Annotated in this window: 15 protein-coding genes; 1 reads left to right on the top strand and 14 read right to left on the bottom strand. The window is 61.8% G+C overall.

The annotated features are described in order from the left end of the window. Nucleotides 1-15: 15 nt before the first annotated feature. From FYJ40_RS04250 to FYJ40_RS04230, 5 genes are all read right to left on the bottom strand, one after another. Nucleotides 16-1,020 (bottom strand): IS1249 family transposase, encoded by a 1,005-nt coding sequence (locus tag FYJ40_RS04250; RefSeq protein WP_154516574.1) that lies wholly within the window; start codon nt 1,018-1,020, stop codon nt 16-18. A 277-nt stretch (nt 1,021-1,297) separates the two neighbouring features. Then, on the bottom strand, nt 1,298-1,786 hold the full coding sequence (locus FYJ40_RS04245) for an S-ribosylhomocysteine lyase (RefSeq protein WP_154516577.1): 489 nt from the start codon (nt 1,784-1,786) through the stop codon (nt 1,298-1,300). A gap of 215 nt (nt 1,787-2,001) precedes the next feature. Further along, nucleotides 2,002-3,012: a LacI family DNA-binding transcriptional regulator gene (locus FYJ40_RS04240; protein ID WP_154516580.1), complete on the bottom strand. Its 1,011-nt coding sequence runs from the start codon at nt 3,010-3,012 to the stop codon at nt 2,002-2,004. 219 nt (nt 3,013-3,231) lie between these two features. Beyond that, nucleotides 3,232-4,206, bottom strand: a complete 975-nt coding sequence (locus tag FYJ40_RS04235; RefSeq protein ID WP_154516583.1) for a nucleoside hydrolase — start codon at nt 4,204-4,206, stop codon at nt 3,232-3,234. A 4-nt stretch (nt 4,207-4,210) separates the two neighbouring features. Next, nucleotides 4,211-5,206, bottom strand: coding sequence for a ribokinase (locus FYJ40_RS04230; RefSeq protein WP_154516586.1), 996 nt, complete (start codon nt 5,204-5,206; stop codon nt 4,211-4,213). A gap of 186 nt (nt 5,207-5,392) precedes the next feature. Between FYJ40_RS04230 and FYJ40_RS04225 the strand changes: the two genes are divergently transcribed. Next, nucleotides 5,393-7,585 (top strand): acyltransferase family protein, encoded by a 2,193-nt coding sequence (locus FYJ40_RS04225; RefSeq protein ID WP_154516589.1) that lies wholly within the window; start codon nt 5,393-5,395, stop codon nt 7,583-7,585. 189 nt (nt 7,586-7,774) lie between these two features. On the opposite strand, the gene FYJ40_RS04220 is transcribed toward FYJ40_RS04225, so the two are convergent. From FYJ40_RS04220 to FYJ40_RS04180, 9 genes are all read right to left on the bottom strand, one after another. Beyond that, nucleotides 7,775-8,971, bottom strand: a complete 1,197-nt coding sequence (locus tag FYJ40_RS04220; RefSeq protein WP_154516859.1) for an Nramp family divalent metal transporter — start codon at nt 8,969-8,971, stop codon at nt 7,775-7,777. Between the two features lie 74 nt (nt 8,972-9,045). Continuing rightward, nucleotides 9,046-10,890, bottom strand: coding sequence for a magnesium transporter (locus tag FYJ40_RS04215; protein WP_370450605.1), 1,845 nt, complete (start codon nt 10,888-10,890; stop codon nt 9,046-9,048). Nucleotides 10,891-11,210: 320 nt separating this feature from the next. Continuing rightward, entirely contained in the window at nt 11,211-12,617 is a 1,407-nt protein-coding gene (locus FYJ40_RS04210; protein ID WP_229770658.1) for a polysaccharide deacetylase family protein, read from the bottom strand. A gap of 72 nt (nt 12,618-12,689) precedes the next feature. Continuing rightward, entirely contained in the window at nt 12,690-13,445 is a 756-nt protein-coding gene (locus FYJ40_RS04205) for a PRC-barrel domain containing protein (protein WP_154516592.1), read from the bottom strand. Continuing rightward, entirely contained in the window at nt 13,445-13,834 is a 390-nt protein-coding gene (locus FYJ40_RS04200; protein ID WP_154516595.1) for a YtxH domain-containing protein, read from the bottom strand. The genes FYJ40_RS04205 and FYJ40_RS04200 overlap by 1 nt, the downstream gene beginning before the upstream one ends. Nucleotides 13,835-13,970: 136 nt before the next feature. After that, entirely contained in the window at nt 13,971-14,798 is an 828-nt protein-coding gene (locus tag FYJ40_RS04195) for a hypothetical protein (RefSeq protein ID WP_229770657.1), read from the bottom strand. 24 nt (nt 14,799-14,822) lie between these two features. Continuing rightward, nucleotides 14,823-16,196: a hemolysin family protein gene (locus FYJ40_RS04190; protein WP_154516597.1), complete on the bottom strand. Its 1,374-nt coding sequence runs from the start codon at nt 16,194-16,196 to the stop codon at nt 14,823-14,825. A 114-nt stretch (nt 16,197-16,310) separates the two neighbouring features. Next, a complete protein-coding gene (locus tag FYJ40_RS04185) occupies nt 16,311-16,994 on the bottom strand; it encodes a hemolysin III family protein (RefSeq protein ID WP_154516600.1) in 684 nt (227 codons plus the stop codon). A 384-nt stretch (nt 16,995-17,378) separates the two neighbouring features. Continuing rightward, a complete protein-coding gene (locus FYJ40_RS04180) occupies nt 17,379-18,584 on the bottom strand; it encodes a DUF362 domain-containing protein (RefSeq protein ID WP_154516603.1) in 1,206 nt (401 codons plus the stop codon). Nucleotides 18,585-18,654: the final 70 nt, after the last annotated feature.

The following is an 18,654-nucleotide window of genomic DNA, read 5'->3' as shown; positions in this document are numbered from 1 at the left end:
CGAGGGACGGGCCCGTCAAGCCGTGACCGGAATCGGTGAAAATACGTTAGCGCAACCGGTGAAACCGCCTTTGCGCGAACGGTGCGCCTGTTTAGCGAAACTGGTGAAAAATAGATTGACGCTAACAGACGTCAGCCCCCGGTGGTTGCGCAGGACGGCCCTCAGCTGCGAGTTCACCCCTCCCTCGATCATGTTGTTGGTCGACGGCAGCGGGCCGGCCTTGGCCAGGGCGGGGTCGAGGTAGGCGAACAGCGTCCCCGCCGACACCAGCGACGACAGCGACGAGCGCGCCCGCCTCAGCCTCTCGTGGGTGTAGACCCTCCTGCCGTCCACCACGGTTCTGTCCTCCAGGAAGTCGGCCCAGAACCCGCACCAGTCGAGGTAGCGCTCGACCCAGAGCTCGGCCTGGTGCAGCGTCTCGATTCCCATGAGGTCGCGCGCGATGAGGTAGAGCTCGCGCCCCGCCTGGAGCTTCGGCCGCGTCGTCGTGTAGCGCTTGACCTGCGAGAAGGCGTGGAAGGTGCATCTCTGGACCCTGGTGCGCGGCCAGGTCTCGCGCACGGCCTTGGCGAACCCGCTCCCGCCGTCGGTGACGACCACCTCGGGCGCCGGGATCGGCGCCATGAGGGCCGACCACGCCCTCGAGTTCTCCGACCTTGCCATGTACCAGGAGACCACCCTCTCGCCGCTGCAGCATATGAGCACCACGAGGTCGCGCGCGACCCAGATCCCGTCGACGTAGAGCACGCGGTGCAGCTCGCCGTCGGGGACGGGCATGGGCCAGACCTCCCAGAACTCGGCCGTCCTGCGCCTGAAGGACCGCCCGCCGCCCGGCATCGCCGCCTGGGAGTCCTTGGAGAGGAGCCACCCGAGGAACTCGTCCAGCCTCGTCGCCGTGTCGTCGTACCTCACCGTCGTCGACGCGCCGCAGGCCGTGCATCTCCACCGCTGGGACCCCGATGAGGTCCTGCCGTTGCGCTTGGTCCGACCGCCGCAGTAGGGGCAATAAACGGCCTTCATGGGCACCTCTTCCGAAAGGGTATTTAACGGTTCCGGAAAAGGTTATCTAGCTGCGGTAACGATAGGCAACCGGACACACATTCTGTCCGAGCGGTTAAAAGCGGGCACGGAATTTAAACGGCTGAAAAAGGGGCATCGACCTGCGCCGATGCCCCCAACGTGGACACACATTTTGTCCTATAAGTCGCGATTTTGAACGCTCGTCCAGACCACTCAACAAAAAGGCGCCCCCGCATAAGCGAAGGCGCCCAATGCGCGCGTTTTGGGCGATAAGCCCTTACGCCTGCTGATAGTGCAGGTGCTTCTCGTCGATATCGGCCAGGTCGCGGTCGAGGTAGCGGCGCGCAAGCCAGTTTGCCATGGGAAGGTTCTGGTCCAGGTAGTTGCCGCACTCCTCGGGAGCGGCTCCGGGGACATCGCCCTCAAAGTCGGCGACAAACTCAAACAACTCACGCACGAGCGGCAGAATCTCCTCGCTCGTCACCTCGCCAAACACGACCAGGTAAAAGCCCGTGCGGCAGCCCATGGGGCCAAAGTAGACAATGCGGCTCGACCACTCGGCATGGTTGCGAAGGAATGTCGCGCCTAGGTGCTCGATGGTGTGGCACTCGGCCGTGTTCATGACCGGCTCCTTGTTGGGCGTGGTCAGGCGCAGATCAAAGGTGGTAACGACAGCGCCGGTCGCCGGATCGCGGTCGATGCGGCTCACATACACGCCGGGCTCAAGCAGCAAATGGTCAACGGAAAAGCTCGCGATGCGCTCCATGGCAGATCCTCTCGATAGTCAATTTGGGACGGGGCTCTTTTAGCTGGTTCGAATGGTCGCACCAATCATACCAGTCAAAAAAGCCCCGTCCCAAATGAGCTGCCCGGGACGGGGATCAATGAGTTTTTAATCCCGTCCCAAAAAATCATGCTAGGCAGTGTACGAAATGGTCGCGTCGACGGCTTTGCCGCCCTGCGGCCCGGCGTTGCCTTTGCCTACATCTCACGCACGCTCTGACGCTCGACAAAATAGGTCGATACGGCTGTCTTGCAGGTATAGCTCTTGGGATTGCGGATGTTGCCCACCAGGCGGCGCACCGCGATCTCACCCACCTCGTGCTTGGGAACGTGCACCGTGGTGAGCGGCGGGTTGGAGAAGGCACCCAGAGATAGGTCGTCAAAGCCGATGATCGAGACATCCTCGGGCACGCGAATACCGTGCTCGTTGAGCGCGCGCATGGCGCCTACGGCGAGCACGTCGTTTTCGGCAAAGAAAGCCGTCGGCAGGTCGTCGCGCGAGACGCTGTCGAGCCATGCGCCCATGTCGCGATAGGCGCCCTCGAGCGTGGTGCCCAGCGTGACGCGCCATGTCGGGTTGGCCTCAAGGTCTGCGTCCTCAAGCGCTTGGCGATAGCCGCGCTCGCGATCCTTAAAGTTGCGGATGCGAAGGTCGCCTGCCAGATAGCCGATCTGCCTGTGACCTTTCTCGATGAGGTGATCCACGGCGCGCAGCACCGAGTCGGTGTTGGCAATGACTACGGCATCGAAGTACTGACGATCGCTCCAGCCATCGAGCACGATCAGGTGGGCGGCAGTGTTGGCAAACAGGGCGTAGTCTTCCTCGCCCAGCTCGGTACCCATCAGCACGATAGCGGCGGACGGATCGGCGATCAGGCCCTCGACCTGCGGACGCACGGCGTCCAAGTCGCTAAAGTCGAGCGAGACAAAGCTCGTGCTCATGCCGTGACGACGCGCCTGGCGCTCCACGCCCTCGATGACCGCGGGATGGAAGGTGCTCTCGTCCAAGATGGCACCCGTCTTGCGCGCGAGCACAAACTGAATGCTCTCGAGCTGCGTCGACTGCTGATAGCCAAGCGATTGCGCGCACTCCAGGATGACCTTGGCGGTCTCTTCACTCACGCTGCGCTTGCGGTTGAGCGCGTTGGACACGGTCGCAGGCGAAAATCCGGTGATGCGGCTGATCTCGCGAACACTTGCTTTGGCCATTGTTCCCCCTAGCAACGGCCGTGGCGGAGCATCGCAACTTGATGACTCGACAACTAAACGACCGCAAATTCAATCTAAACAGAGTAGTAAATGTTTATGAGCTAGTTTAGCCTGTTGTCAAGCGAAGTGGCACGACTATTCCCCCAACGGGCACATTTACTCGGTAGCTAAAAAAGCCCCGTCCCAAATTGACTACATGGGGCGGGGCACGGAAATCATCTAGCCAAGAACACGGGCCATGCGCGTCTTGAACTCGGACAGGAAGCGCGGGGCATCCACGGTCAGCGCCACAAGCGCGCTCTTGTCCGGATCGGACAGGCGATGCTCGTCGCAAATGGTGCGGCCGCGATACTCGCCCAGCAGATCAACACGCAGATTGCAGCCGAGCGCACCCACGAGCGTGGGGTCGATCGCCACGGCGACGGCCAGCGGATCGTGCAGCGCACAACCACCCAGGTAGGGTGCGTTCATCTCGTACGAGCCAATGTAGTGCTCGACCATGCTCGCAAACGCACAGCCCGCCATGGTGCCCGAGCCCGTCCATCCGGCAATGTCGCGACGCGTGAGCACCACGCGATGCGTCACATCCAGGCCCACCATAGTGAGCTTGCGGCCCGAACGCAGCACGGCATCGGCCGCCTCGGGATCGCTTGCCATGTTGGCCTCGGCACCCGCGCTCACGTTGCCGGGCACGGTCAGGGCGCCGCCCATCACCACCACGCGGCCAATAGACATCACCGCCGTCGCATCGCGCTCCAGGGCAAGCGCCAGGTTGGAGAGCGGGCCGGTCGCTACGTAGACCAGATCGGGACCATAAGTGCGCGCGGCATCGATTAGATAATCGACTGCAGCGTTGCCATCGGCCGACGTCGCCCCCACCGGCTCGTAGGGCGACGCGGGCACGCTCGCGCCGCCGATGCCGTTCTTGCCGTGAATGAGTACGGTGGACGCCGGCGGCGTATAGGGCTCAGTCGCCTGCAGAGGACGGTCGGCACCCAGGTACACCGGCACCTCGGGACGGCCCAACAGGTCAAGCACCGCCAGGCAGTTGCGCGCCGACTGGTCGACGCGCACGTTGCCAAAACACGTGGTAATGCCCACGAGCTCAACCTCGGGGCTCGCGATGGCATAGGCAAGCGCCATCGCATCGTCCACACCCATATCCAGATCAAGGATCAGCTTCTTGGTTGCCATTGTTCTACTCCGCTTCTCCGTCTTGTACTAAATCGTCTAAACCAAACACGCGCTCAACTTCGGTGCGCGTGGGAATCGACTGCTGCGCGCCCAAGCGCGACACCGTCACTGCCGAGGCGCGAGCACCCGCGGCCATGCACTCAAAGAGCGGCAGGCCCTCCAAACGAGCCGCGGCAAGCGCACCGATAAATGTATCGCCCGCGGCCGTCGTATCGACCACCGCGCTCGAAAGCGCCGGCATGCGCAGCAGCTCGCCGTCGTCGCCGAGCGTAACCGAGCCGGCGCCGCCCAGCGTGATGACCGCGGCGCCGGCACCCTTGGCGAGCAAGGCATTGAGCGCCACGACGCAGCTCGCATCGTCTGCAGGCAAGATGCCCGTCAGTACCTGGCACTCAGTCTCGTTGGGACAGACCAGGTCGACCGCAGGCCAGACCTCCGCAGGCAAATCGCAGGCTGGCGCTGGATTAAAGACCGTATAAAACCCCTGCTCGTGAGCGCAAACAAACGCCTCGGCCGTCGCTGCAAGGTCACATTCGCCCTGGGCGATAAAGACGCTTCCGGCAGCCGGGGCAATCTCGCTGGCGTCGCCGTCGAGCTCATCGGCCACCAGACGCCTCAGCGCGCGGGCAACGTCCTCGCCCGCAAGTGCATGGTTGGCGCCCGGCGACAGCACGATGCGGTTATCGCCCTCACAGCGAATGATGGTCGCCGTTCCCGTCTCCACGTCGTCGCGGCGCGCCACAAAGTCACAGTCCACGCCAGCATCTTGGAGCCCCGCCACGAGCGACGAGCCAAACGCGTCGCGGCCGACCGCGCCGATCATGCGCGTGCGCGCACCCATGCGCGCAGCTGCTACGGCCTGGTTGGCGCCTTTGCCGCCGGCGTTGGTGATAAACCCGCTGCCGCCGACGGTCTCGCCCGCACGCGGCATGCGCTCGCACGCCACCGAAAGGTCCATGTTCATGCTGCCAAACACCGCAACGATGCCGCAATCTGCCATGAAAACCTCCTCGTCCGCGGGCTCTGCACCCGCTGTCGGCCGTCAATCGTGCGCTCTCGCACCTCTATAACTTTAGTTCACTTTGATGTGGACGCGCGCTTGAGCTTACGCCAGCAGCAAGCATTCACAGGAGTAGGCGGCTACAATGAAAGCGTGCTGATTATTCTCGTCATTGGATGATGTTTTATGGAACAATTCCCGCGATCGAGCTCGCGCAGCTCACGCCATGCGAGCGATCAACAAGCGCCGCACGAACGTTCGCGCACTAACCGCCAAACCACCGAGCCGCGCCGCGCTGCAGGCTCCCATCGCTCGCCCGCCAACAAGAGCGCCCGCACCGACAGCGCCGCAAAAGAACAGGCGCCCACGCGTCCCAAATCTCGCTACATCCCCGCCCTCGACGGCCTTCGCACGCTCGCCGTTGTCGCGGTGGTGCTCTATCACCTCAACCTCACGTGGGCACAGGGCGGCCTGCTCGGCGTCACGATCTTCTTTGTGCTCTCGGGATACTTGATCACGCGCCTGCTCCTCAACGAAATCGCAAAGACCGGTCGTATCGATCTCAAGAGCTTCTGGATCCGCCGCATCCGTCGCCTGTTCCCCGCCGTGGTAACCGTCGTGGTGGTGACCTGCGCACTGTGCACTGTCTTTAACCATGTGATGCTCACCAAGATGCGCCCCGACATCCTGCCGTCGCTGCTGTTCTTTAATAACTGGTGGCAGATCATGCAGGACGTTTCGTACTTTAACGCCCTGGGCGACCCCTCGCCGCTCACGCACTTTTGGTCGCTTGCCATCGAGGAACAGTTCTATCTTATTTGGCCGCCGCTGCTGCTCGCCATGGTGTCGGTGCACATGAGCAAGCCCAACACGCGCCGCGTGGTCCTGGGCCTCGCCGCCGTCTCCGCCGTCGCCATGATGGTGCTCTACAACCCCGCCACCGACCCCAGCCGCGTGTACTACGGCACCGACACCCGCGTGTTCTCGTTGCTGCTGGGCGCCTGGATGGCCTTTATCCCCGACCGCGACCTGGCGCCTGCGCGCCTTGTCCGCCATCTGGGGCTCGACCGACTGGCCGGCGCCGCCAAGCACGGCAAGTCAAAGAGCGACACCGCCGAGGCCGCCACGACAAAGCCAAGTGAGCTCGCACGCTTTTGGTCCTCCCCCGCATCCATCGATTTGATGGGCGTCGTTGGCCTGGTCGGACTCGCCGCCATGGTCGCGCTCACCAACGGCTATACCGCGTTTCAGTATCGCGGAGGCACGCTGCTGTGCTCCATCCTCACACTGATGGTTATCGCGGCATGCGTGCAGCCCCAGGGCATGGTCGCACGGGCCTTGGCCGCCGAGCCGCTCGTATGGATCGGCAAGCGCTCCTACAGCATCTACCTGTGGCATTATCCGCTGCTGCTGCTTATGAACCCGGTCGCCAACATTAACGACACGCCCTGGTGGCACTACATTTTGCAGGTGTTGTTGGTGGTCGCCGTGGCCGAGTGCTCCTATCGCTTTATCGAAACGCCGTTTAGGAAGGGCGCTTTTGGGCGCACCGTTTCCGAGCTCCGCGACGGCACCACCACGCCCGCCGGCTGGATGCGCGCACATGTCCCCACCTGCGCCGTTTGCGCCGTCGTGCTTGTTGTGGCGCTGGGCGGCCTGGTCTTTGTGCCCGACACATCCGCGCTGAGCGGCGAGGGCGCCGAAATCCTAAACAAGGAGGCCAAAAATGCAAAGCCTCAAGATCAGCAGGCGGCCGACGACTCCGACAAAGACGACGACGGCTTCCCCGACGGAGCCTACGACCTGCTAATGATTGGCGACTCCGTGTCCCTGCGCGCCGTCGATGCCTTTGACGGCGTGTTCCCGCACAGCCACATCGATGCCGAAAAGGGCCGCCAGTTTGATGCGGGCCGCGCGACATTTGAGGGCTATATCCAGCAGAACCTTGCCGGCAAGATCGTGGTCTTTGCCCTGGGCACCAACGGTTTGGTAACGGACGCCCAGGTCGACGCGATCATGGCCGACGCCGGTGATCAGCGTATTGTCGTGTTTGTAAACACGCGCAGCCCGCAGCCGTGGGTCGGGTCCACGAACCAAGCCATCGCCAACGCCGCTACGCGCTACAAGAATGTACGCGTTATCGACTGGTACGGGCACAGCGCCAACCGCAACGACCTGTTCGATGGCGACGGCACGCATCTTTCGACCGCCGGTGTGACCGAGTACCTTAAGCTCATCCACGATGCCGTCAAGAAGGACCTACCCGTGCACCCCGAGGACCACGTTAACGATCCGCAGCCGGCGGCTGTCAAATCCGCTGCCGAGGCACTCGTCAACGCCCTCGCCTACAAACCGCACAAGCTAGGCACCGACAAGTAACGCACAGCCAAATCTGCTTACAATCCGGCACTTGGGACCACTTCCGCGACTTACAAAGCCGCCTCTGGGCTGTTAATTCACCCCAGAGGCGGCTTTATGGCTGCACATCGGTATATAACTAGCACCCTATAGCAGACAAAAACAGGCCGCAGCCCATGGCGGCGGCCTGTTTAGAGTCCAAGAGAGGTGCTACGCGCTGTAACCCATCGCTTGCAGAACAAACATGACGACCGTCAGCACCGTAATAACGCCGATAGTCGCCCAAGTGAGTACATTCCACACACGGCCGTTGCGGTTGGCGCCCATAATGTGTCGATCGGCGGCAATAACCACCTGGAACACCAGAACCACGGGCAGCAACACGCCGTTGATGACCTGCGAGGTCATCATAATCTGGAACAGGTCGACGCCGGGCATGAGCACCAGCACGGCAGAAATGCCAATGATTGCCGTAATGATGCCGCGATAGACCGGGGCCTCGTCCCAGCTGCGATCGGCACCGCGTTCCCAGCCAAACGCCTCGCAGATAGCGCTGGACGTAACGCCCGGCAGCACACAGGCGGCCAAGAAGCTCGCCGCGACCAGGCCCGAGGCAAACAGCACCGTGGACCACTGGCCCGCAATGGGCTCCAGCGCGCGGGCAGCGTCTGCAGCGTCGCTAATCTGAATGCCCGCGGGGAACAATACCGTACCGGTCGTGATGATAATAAAACCGGCAATGACATCGGCGGCAATCGAGCCGCTCACGGTATCGATGCGCTGCAACACGATATCGTCCTCGCCCGCATTCTTATCGACCACGTTGTTCTGTGCCAGGAAAATCATCCAGGGCGCGATGGTGGTACCGATCGTCGCGACCACAAGCGACACGTAGCTGGGGTCATTTTGAATGTTGGGTACAACCAAATCGACCGCCACCTCGCCCCAACTGGGACCAGCCATAATTGCAGCGACAATGTAGGTCACAAACACGCAGCTCACCAGCAACAGAATCTTCTCGATGCGCTGGAAGCTACCCGACATGGTAAGCATCCAAATCATCAGCGCCACCAGCGGCACCGAGATGCTCGCCGGCACGCCAAAGAGGGCAAGGCCGCTCGCGATACCCGCAAACTCCGAAATGGTCACGGCTGTGTTGGCAATCAGCAGCGCCGCCATGGCCAGCACGCTCTTGCGCACGCCAAAGCGCTCGCGAATGAGCGAGGCCAGGCCCTTGCCCGTCACGCAGCCGCAACGCGCCGCGGTCTCCTGCGTCACGATGAGCAGCACGGTCATGACGGGAAGCATCCAGAGCATCTTGTAACCATAGCTGGCACCGGCGCTGGAATACGTGGCGATGCCGCCGGCGTCATTGCCCGAAAGCGCCGCCAGAAGGCCAGGGCCCATGGCACCAAAGATGGCCGCGATGGTCAGCTTTTGCTTGGTGCCCTGCTTTTGCTTGCTATTTTGCACGCGACCACCTAACCCATGACCGACATGGTGAGCAGCACCGCAGCGGCACAGTACGCCACGCACGAGATCATGACGGCAATGACGTTCATAGCGGTACCCGACGTATTGAGGTCGTGCTCGTCACGCCAGAACAGCACCATCAGGTAAATCACAGCGCTCATGTTACCAATCAGGCAGACGATGGCCGCGATGTTAAAGCAGCCGGTAAAGAGCTGCTCCTCAAGCATGGGCGCGTCGGGGAACGCCGTGGTGCGCACCAGCTGAGCGCACAGGTAGGTCACGAGCGACAGGATCAGGCCCATGCCCGTGCTCTGGAAGAAGAATCCCAGATACGGCTTGGGTTCATCGTCATGGCCGTCGTACTCCAGGAAGTAGTTCTTGACGAACGACACCATACGCGAGGCAGCCAGCAGCACGAGCGGCATGGCGCACATGGGGAACACCACCAGATGCGCGGAGCCCAGCGCCGTCCCCAGCACTGCCGCCATGATGCACGAGGAAATGCCCCACACGACAACCCAGTACTGGCGATGCACAAACCAGCTGAGCACATTCGTCGAGTCGTCGGACGCGCTATCGCCCGAGCCGACGCCTGCGATCTGCAGGTCCTCCTGGTGCTCCTCGGCGATAACGTCCATGGCGTCGTCGAAGGTCACAATGCCCAAGATATGTCGGTTCTCATCGCAAACGGGGATGGCGACCAGGTCGTACTTGGTCATCTCGTCCGTTACGTCTTCCTGGTCCTCGTCGGGCGACACATAAACCAGGTCGCGGTAGGCCAGCTGGCCCAGCGTGGCGTCGCGGTCAGCCACGATCAGCGTGCGCAGCGAGAGCACGCCGGTCAGCATACCGCTCGGATCCTCGGTATAGACGTAGTAGACGCTTTCGAAATCCTCGTCGAGCTTGCGGATCGCCTCGATGGCGTCACCGACCGTCGCCGTGGCAGGCAGGGAGACAAACTCCGAGGTCATAATGCGGCCGGCAGTGTTTTCCTCATAGCCCAGCAGGTTACGAATCGCCTTCTCCTCCTGAACGCCCATCAGGCGCAGGAGCTTCTCGGCCTTCTCGTAATCGAGCTCGTCGATCAGGTCGGCGGCGTCGTCCGGGTCCATCATGGCCAGCATCGACGACGCATCCGTGTCGGACAGGCCCTCGAGCATCTCGGTCATGAGCTCGTCGTCATCGAACTCCGAGATGGCCTCGGCGGCCTGGGCGGTGTCGAGCTGCGCGAACACCTGCGCGCGCAGGCGAGGATCGAGCTGCTCGATAATGTCGGCAATGTCGGCAGGATGCAGCTCGCCGAGCGTCTTATGCGACACCGACAGCTGGATGTTCTTAGTCGAGCGATCGAGCAGGTCCATGTAGGACCAGGCGATGATGTCCTCGCCGAGCGGTTTGCCCAGGTGCTTCATAAAGCCCTCGACGACATGTTCAAGAGCGGGGCTGATGGCGCGCAGCAGACCGCGGGCACCGACTTCGGCACCCAGCAGGCGCAGCTGATTTTCGCCCGACATGGAAAACTTGATGTCGTTTACGCGCACGACCTTCATGCCCTGCGTGTCGACGATTTGTTTATTGAGCACGTCGCGCGCGAGCAAGAGTTCGGTCGGCTGCAGGTACGAAAAACGGATTTCGGTGGCCGACGTCTTAAGGTATACGCCCGTCTCGTCGATACGGTCGACCCATTTTCGCCAGCTGATCATAAACGGCGTCTTGCCGGGACCGCGGAACGCGAGCGACGTCACGTGCGGAAAAACTTCGCCGGTAGCAATGCCAAAATCGTTCACAACGCCGAGCTTTTCGCCATCGACGTCCAAGACCGGCAGCTTGAGCATCTCACTCAGATAATTCACTGGTGCTCCCCATCATTATTCCTTCGGACCGTGGCCATGCCGGCACGCCATCCGTGGACTTTTAGATATGTATACGCATGCGCGGGCGGCACACCGCTCGGCGCTCACACCCCGTGCATGCGCAAGAAGCACCTGCAAGGGGTCATCGACTGTATGGTCGAGGTTTGGATTTCACCTGCAACCTTTCTCTTGACCCTTGTTATCCGCAGTAACTATAGCATCAGCATCGCGCCGTGACGCCAAATTTATGCTCCAAACATCGCAGGCATATCAAACGCTGACGCATCCGTGACACAGTCGTTTAAGAACGTCCCCCATGACTAGTCTGCGGTGTCGTTATCTTCGGCGAGCTGGGGAAACACGGCGTTCTTGGGCATGGAAGTCTTCGTTAGCGAGGTGAGTTTTTTGCTCAGCGACGTATCCGTCTTAACCAAATCGCTCAGCGTCACGATCTTGTAGCCCTTGGCGACAAGGCCATCGATGATCTGCGGCAGCGCTTCGAGCGTCTGTTCGGAGCACTCGTCGCTATCGGTGAACAAAACAATGTTGCCCGGAGTCACCGATTCGAGCACTGTCGAAACCTGTTCGTCGGCGCCGTTGAGCAGCCAGTCGCCCGAATCGACATTCCACGAGACCACGGCAGACACCAGGTCCATCGCATCGATCCAGTTTTGCTCGTCAAACGCGGCGTAGGGAGCACGCAGCAACATCGTCTCGACGCCGGTCGCCGACTTAATCGCCTCGGTGCCCTTCGTGATCTGCTTGCGCACCGCCTCACGATCCTCGCCCTTGAGCGAATCATCGCTGTAGCTGTTGGAGCCGATCTCGCATCCGGCATCGACAATCGCTTTGGCAGTAGCGGGCGAGGCTTCCGCAGCATCGCCCGAAAGGAAAAACGTCGCCGTGACGCCCTTTTCCTTGAGCACCTGCAAGACCTGCTTGGTCGCGCCGCTCGGACCCTCGTCAAATGTCAGGGCCACGTACTTTTCGTTGCCCTTGGGCGCTACGCTCGCGCACTCGACTACGCAGTCGGTGGCGGGCACGACCTCGCCGCGGTCCTGCGTCTTGCCCGACTGCTCGCCGACCCATACCTCGGAGCGGCCCCGAACGCCCCAGGTTTTAACGTATTCGATAGCGCCCGTGCCCTCGACCTTCAACTTGGGCTCAATGGTCGTGACCTGGACCTCGTGCTTCTCGTACGTGTCGCGGCCGTCTTTGACCGTCACTTTCTCGCCGCCCGTTAGCTCGCGGCTATTCCACTTGCCCTGCTTCACCCGTTTGCCGTCCACCTTCACCGACAGCTTTTCGCCGCCACGGCGGGTAAGCACGCTATCGTCGACAGCCAACAAGTCGCCGGCATCGTAGGTGTCGATCAGGCCTTGATCATCGATAAGGTTCTGCAACGTGGAGCCCACGCGCACCGAAGCCTGCTCCCCATTGAGCACAATGTCCACGCTGCGATTGACATAGCCCACGACGGCAGCGATAAACAGCACGAGCGCACAGCCGACAGCGATGAGCGCATAGGGCAGGCGGGACGGTCGGCGCGGTGAGCGCCCGTTGCCGATGCGCGCGCTGCGATCGCTAAACCCACGGCTGTGGTTGAGGTACATCGCGCCGGGTTTACGGCGACGTCGACGCTGACCGCTGGGCAGCTGCCCCAGGTCGCGTCGCGCCGTCGGACGCGCACCCGAGCGCCCGTTTAAGTTAGATCCGTTTTGGCGCATGTGCCCTCCCCCATAAACACAGCGAGCCGGAGCAACATGTCTCCGGCTCGCCCCCCGTCATTTGGTACGTCGCTATTTGCTAGCTTTTGACGAGCCCCCGCTCGCCTTTTGATATTCGTCCTTAAAGGCCTTGAACATACCGCGCGTCTTGCCGAGCTGCTTGCCCAGTGCGCGACTGCCCTTGTCCACGGCGGCCGATCCCTTGTCATCGAGCACCTTGGCGCCCTTCTTGACCTTATCGCCCACCACGACACTGGCCTCGGCAGCCTTGGCGGCCGCGCCACCCGAATACCCGAGCGACTTGACCTCGTCCGAGACAATCATCGCGCCGTTCTCGTAGCCGCGCAACATCGTCGGCGGCATCTGTGTGTCGCCCACCAGCACACTCGAGGCAGTGCCGGCGGTCACGTAGAACGTCTGCACGATACCCGAACGCGGCTTGAACTCAACGTCCGAGCAGTAGCCCACGACGTCGCCCGATTCCGTGCGCACGTCCATGCCAACCCAGATGATGCAGTCGTCCAGGTTGATATCGAGGCGCTTGGCCGCGGCGGCATCGTAGGTGCCCTTGACGTCGTCGACCGCGACAGCACCCTCATAGACGCCGATGGCATCGAGCGCCACAAATCGATCGGGGCGCTCGATCATGCCCGCGATATCGGACTGGCGAACCATAAAGCCCACCACGCGCGTACCGCCCGGGGTAAAGACCGGAAAGTGAATCTTGCCGAGCTTTTTGGGGCTGCGCGGCGTGCCGTCCTTTTTGGTGCGCTTGTCTTCGGCAGGCTTACGATAAACCTTGACGCCGACAAAATCCCCTGCGCGCATTATGCCTCGGTCGAGGGCTCCGTGGCCTCGGTGTCGGCCTCAGTGACGTTCTCGACCACGACGTCGGCAGCGGGCGTCACGTTGCCGCCCGAGATGGCGTCGTTGAGCTGCTCGCGAAGCTGGTCCATGCGCTCGCGGGCCAGGTCGACCTTGGCGCGCAGGTCATCGGTCTTGGCGTCGACCATCGGACCAAAGTCGTTGACCGCGGCACGAGCCTCCTCGGCACCGTGCTCGTAGGTGTCGCGCATGTTGTCCCAGGCATCGTTGGCGATATCGGCGGCCATGGCACGGGTCTCGGCACCCGAGCGCGGGGCCAGAGCAACGCCGATGATAGCGCCGGCGGCAGCGCCAAAGAGCGCACCGGAGACAAAGCTGAAAGTCTTTCCCATGATCATTCCTCTCCTGCGGGCACCTCGATGCCCACCGTTTGAATGCTGTCCATTATACCCGCAGCGCAACACTTGCCGTCGCGCTCATCTGCGTACGGTAAAAGCGCAGGTACATGATGGTGATAAGCGAGTGAGCCTACTCCTGCGGTATGGCAGGCATGGCCACCGTGGCGGCCGGGTCCTCGCCGGCGCCATCAACGAGCGGAAGCGCACCTTCCTGTGCGGGGCCTGCCGGAACCGTCGCCGCGCCACCGTAGACGGCAGCGGGGGCCTCGTGGCTCTCGGCGGTCGCGCCCTCGGTATCGATTGCCTCCTGCAGCTCATCGTCGAAGCTCGGAACACCCTGGGGCTCCACGGGCTCGGACTCGACGGCTTCCTCAGCAGCTGCCTCGACGCCGGGTTCGGAATCGGCAGGAGCCTCGCCTTCGGCCCCGTCCTCGGCGTTTGCGGCGGCGATGGCCTCGTGCGGATCCTTGCCCTCGGCCTCGGCGCGCATACCCAGCACCAGGTTGCGCAGGCCCGCGACCGTGCCCTCCACGTCAGGGGCAGGCTGGTCGGCGTGCAGATAAGCCCAGTCCATCATAAAGGTCGCCGAAGACAGCGCGCCGATGGCCAGCGCGTCATCGGGGCATGAAAGCTCAACCTCAAAGACACGCTCATCGTGCTCGCTTACGCGGGTACGGCCGCACGAAATGCTGCCGGCGAGACCGGTCTCGTTCATGAGCTCCACTGTCACGTGCTCAAGCAGATGGCAAAGCTCGGTCTGGCCCATGCAGTCCTGGAATTCACGACCGGAATCGCCTAGGCACAGGTGCTTGGCAATCGCGGGCACCAGGTAGTACACGCGCGCCGTGGCCTCGATGTCCTCCGAGGTCATGAGCGGCATGCCGGGGTTCACCAGCACATGCGCGCAGATCTTGTCCTCGCTGACGGTGACCTTAAGGATGTTGAACAGGCCTGCCATAACTCTCCCCTACTCTTCCTTGCCCTACTCGTCGCCGTCGTGCGGGCCCGCAGAGCCCGCGCCCGGCGTCGCCGGCTTATCTGCCGAGGACTCGGAATCCTTCTTATCGGTTTCGGCCGGAGCGATCACGCGAATAAGCGAGATGCGCTGGCCACGCATCGACTGCACCTTGAACTTGTACCCTGCAACCTCAAACACCTCTCCGATGTCGGGCACCGAGTCGCAAAGTTCCAAAATCCAGCCGGCGATGGTCTCATAATCATCGCTTTCCTCGAGCGGCCAACCAAGCTCAATCGCATCATCGCACGAAAAACGCCCATCGACGAGCCACTCACGGCGCGAAAGACGCGTGAGGTACTTGTTGTCGGGGTCGAACTCGTCCTCGATCTCGCCCACGATCTCCTCGACGATGTCCTCGATGGTAATGATGCCAGCCGTGCCGCCGTACTCGTCCACGACCACCACGATCTGGTCGTGCGAAGTCTGCATCTCGGACAGCAGCGGCAGGATGTCCTTGGTGTCGGGCACAAAGGTGGCGTCGCGCAAATAACCGGCGATGGGCTGGTCGCCCTCGCCGTCGAGCGAGGGCTGAATCAGGTCCTTGATGTGCGCGATGCCCGCCACGTTGTCGGGATCTTCGTGATAGACGGGGATGCGGCTAAAGCCGGTCTGGCGCATAGTGGACAGCACGTCGGCGACCGTCTCGTCGTCCTCGCACATGGTGGTGTCCACGCGCGGCACCATGACCTCGCGGGCAACGGTATCGCCCAGGTCGAAGATCTCGTGGATCATACGCTTTTCCTCGTCGAGCAGGTCGTCCTGCTCCGAGACCATGTACTTAATCTCTTCCTCCGAGACGTTTTGGCGATCGTCGGCGCTCTTGATGCGCAGGATGCGGGCCAGACCATCGGAGCAAGCACCAGTCAGCCACACGAGCGGACGGGCGATCTTTTGGAAAAACGACAGCGGCCCCACGACCTGCTTGGACACGCCTTCGGCATTGGCCAGACCAATGCGCTTGGGCACAAGCTCGCCAATCACGATGGACACGAAGGCGACCGCAACGGTGATGATGACCGGCGCCAGTCCGCGCGCGATGGCAGAGAGCGGCGCGATGCCAAAGCTCATGAGCCACGTGGCGAGCGGGTCGGACAAGCTCGTCGAAGCAACGGCGGACGAGGCAAAGCCCACGAGCGTGATGGCGACCTGAATGGTGGCGAGCAGCTGGTCGGAGTCGGCGGCCAGCTTAACGGCGCGCTCGGCGCGTTTGTCGCCTTCCTCGGCCTCGTGCTCCAGCACGGCGCGCTTTGCCGTGGTGAGCGCCATCTCGGACATAGAGAAGTAGCCGTTGATGAGGGTCAAAACGAGGGTGGTGATAAGGGAGATGGTTATGTCCATCGGGAGTTTCTCGAACCTCCAAGATTCGGGACGTTAGGTAGTAAGCGTAGATAACGGATAGGGCAGTTGCGTCCGGCGGCCGCTTGGATGAGTCCGCAGGCACAGACGTGATCGCTAGATTACGAAGAGGATCACCGCCATGAACTGGAAGATACTGCCGGCGAGCACCCACAAGTGAAACACACTGTGCAGGTAGCGCACGTTTTTAGCGATGTAGAACGGCACGCCCACGGTGTAGCACACGCCGCCGATAGCGAGCAGGGCAAGTGCCACGGGGTTGAGCAGCGACACGAGCTCGGGCAGCTTAAAGACGACGAGCCAGCCCATCAGCAGGTAGACCAGGCCGCTTACCCAGTGCGGTTGACGCTCGCGCATAAAGCACTCGAGGGCGATGCCGATAATGGCGATGGCCCATACGGCAAAGAACAGCATAGGGCCGCCATCGTTTGCGAGCGTGATGAGGCAAAACGGCGTATAGCTGCCGGCTATGAGCAGGTAGATGCAGCTGTGGTCGATGATGCGAAACACGCGCTTGGCGCGTGCGGGCTGAATCGCGTGGTAGAGCGTAGAGGCTAGGTATTCGAGGATAATACTGACACCATAGACAATCGCCGCGGCCATGTGAGCCGGGCCTCCGCCGCGAAGAGCGGCAAATACGATCAGGAGCACCAGGCCCGCGATGCCCAGCAGGCAACCGACACCATGGGTGACGGAGTTCATGATCTCCTCGCCCACCGTGTAGTGCGAAACGGCCGCGGCCTCGGGTCGCGGCTTAGAACTGTCGCTCGAATCGGACATGCCGGTTACATCCTCCAAGTAAATAGTTCTCAACACTATATCAAAGCGTCTGGGTACGTGCGAAATTTGCACCATACGTGACCCCTTGTTTACCCATTCTTTGCTTGTTGACGCATCAACGGCGAACAATCATGGTTGGTTACAGCGCTGGAGGACCGTTTTGGCTCCCGCCTTCGGAAGTATGCGGCAAAATCTGGAACTGCCGACCAGACCGCAGTTTTACCAACAATTTATCAGGGGTTTTGTTGCCAAAAAATGTCGTGTGCTCGGCGGTCTCGAAATTTGCCGCATACTTCCGGAAAGCCGCCCGTGAGCGCTGTGCTCGCGAGCGGCTTTTGCTCGAATTACGCCACAAAGGCGCTTGTATTGTCCAATAGCTAGGCGCTATTTGACCTCGATAAGCTCGTACTTGCTCGTGCCCAGGCCGATCTTCTCGGCGTGCGCGATGCACGCGCGCCAGTCGGTGTCGGGATGCGTGATGCAGAAGGGGTCACGCGCCTGCTCGCCCTCCAGATGCTCATGGTTATGCTCCATCTTGGCCGCGCTATCGGTGAGCTCGGTGTTGGGCAGCGGCTCGGACGCCATGACGGCATCGGCACAGGCCTGGTCGATGGCGACCGGGTCGAAGCTCGCGAACATGCCGATATCGTTGACGATAGGCGTATCGTTTTCGGGATGGCAATCACAGTTGGGGCTGATATCCATGGCAAGCGAGATGTGGAAGCTCGGGCGGCCGTCGACGACGGCCTTGGTGTACTCGGCGATCTTGCAGTTGAGCACGTCGGCCGCGGCGTCATAGACGGGCTTGATGGCGTCCTGGTTGCACACGCCGATGCAGCGTCCGCAGCCCACGCAGCGATCGTGGTCGATGGCGGCCACGTGCACCGTACGAGTAGCGCCGCTGGCAAGCTCGCGCTCGCGGGTGTCGTCGAACGAGATAGCGTTGTGCGCGCAGATCTTTTCGCAGGCACGGCAGCCAATGCAGTGCTCGGTCGCGACGTTCGGCTTGCCGGCGGCATGCTGCTCCATCTTGCCCGCACGGCTACCGCCTCCCATGCCCAAGTTCTTCATGGCGCCGCCAAAACCGGCCTGCTCATGGCCCTTAAAGTGGGTGAGGCTAATCACGATATCGGCATCCATGAGCGCCTGGCCGATCTTGGCCTCGCGCACGTACTCGCCGCCCTCGACCGGGACGAGCGCCTCGTCGGTACCCTTAAGGCCGTCGGCGATGATGATCTGGCAACCCGTGGCATACGGGGTAAAGCCGTTCTGATAAGCGGTGTCGATGTGCTCGAGCGCGTTTTTGCGGCTACCGACATAGAGCGTGTTGCAGTCGGTGAGGAAGGGCTTGCCGCCCAGCTCCTTCACGACATCCGCGACGGCGCGGGCGTAGTTGGGGCGCAAAAAGCTCAGGTTGCCCAGCTCGCCAAAGTGAATCTTGATAGCGACGAACTTGTTCTCAAAGTCGATCTGCTCAATACCGGCGCGGCGGATGAGGCGCTTGAGCTTGTCAAGCTGGCTCTCGCGAGCATGCGTGCGCAGGTTGGTGAAGTACACCTTAGCGGGTGCTGCGGGTGCAGTTGCGGTCATAGATCTATCCCCTCGGTCTATATGGCGTTACAGACATAGAGGATGGTACCCGTTAAAGCGGGGTCAATGT

Origin of the sequence: Collinsella sp. WCA1-178-WT-3 (M1) (assembly GCF_009696325.1) — a bacterium.
Classification (GTDB): Bacteria; Actinomycetota; Coriobacteriia; order Coriobacteriales; family Coriobacteriaceae; genus Collinsella.
The sequence above is the reverse complement of the archived record's forward strand: the minus strand, read 5'-3'. Positions and strand labels throughout refer to the sequence as shown.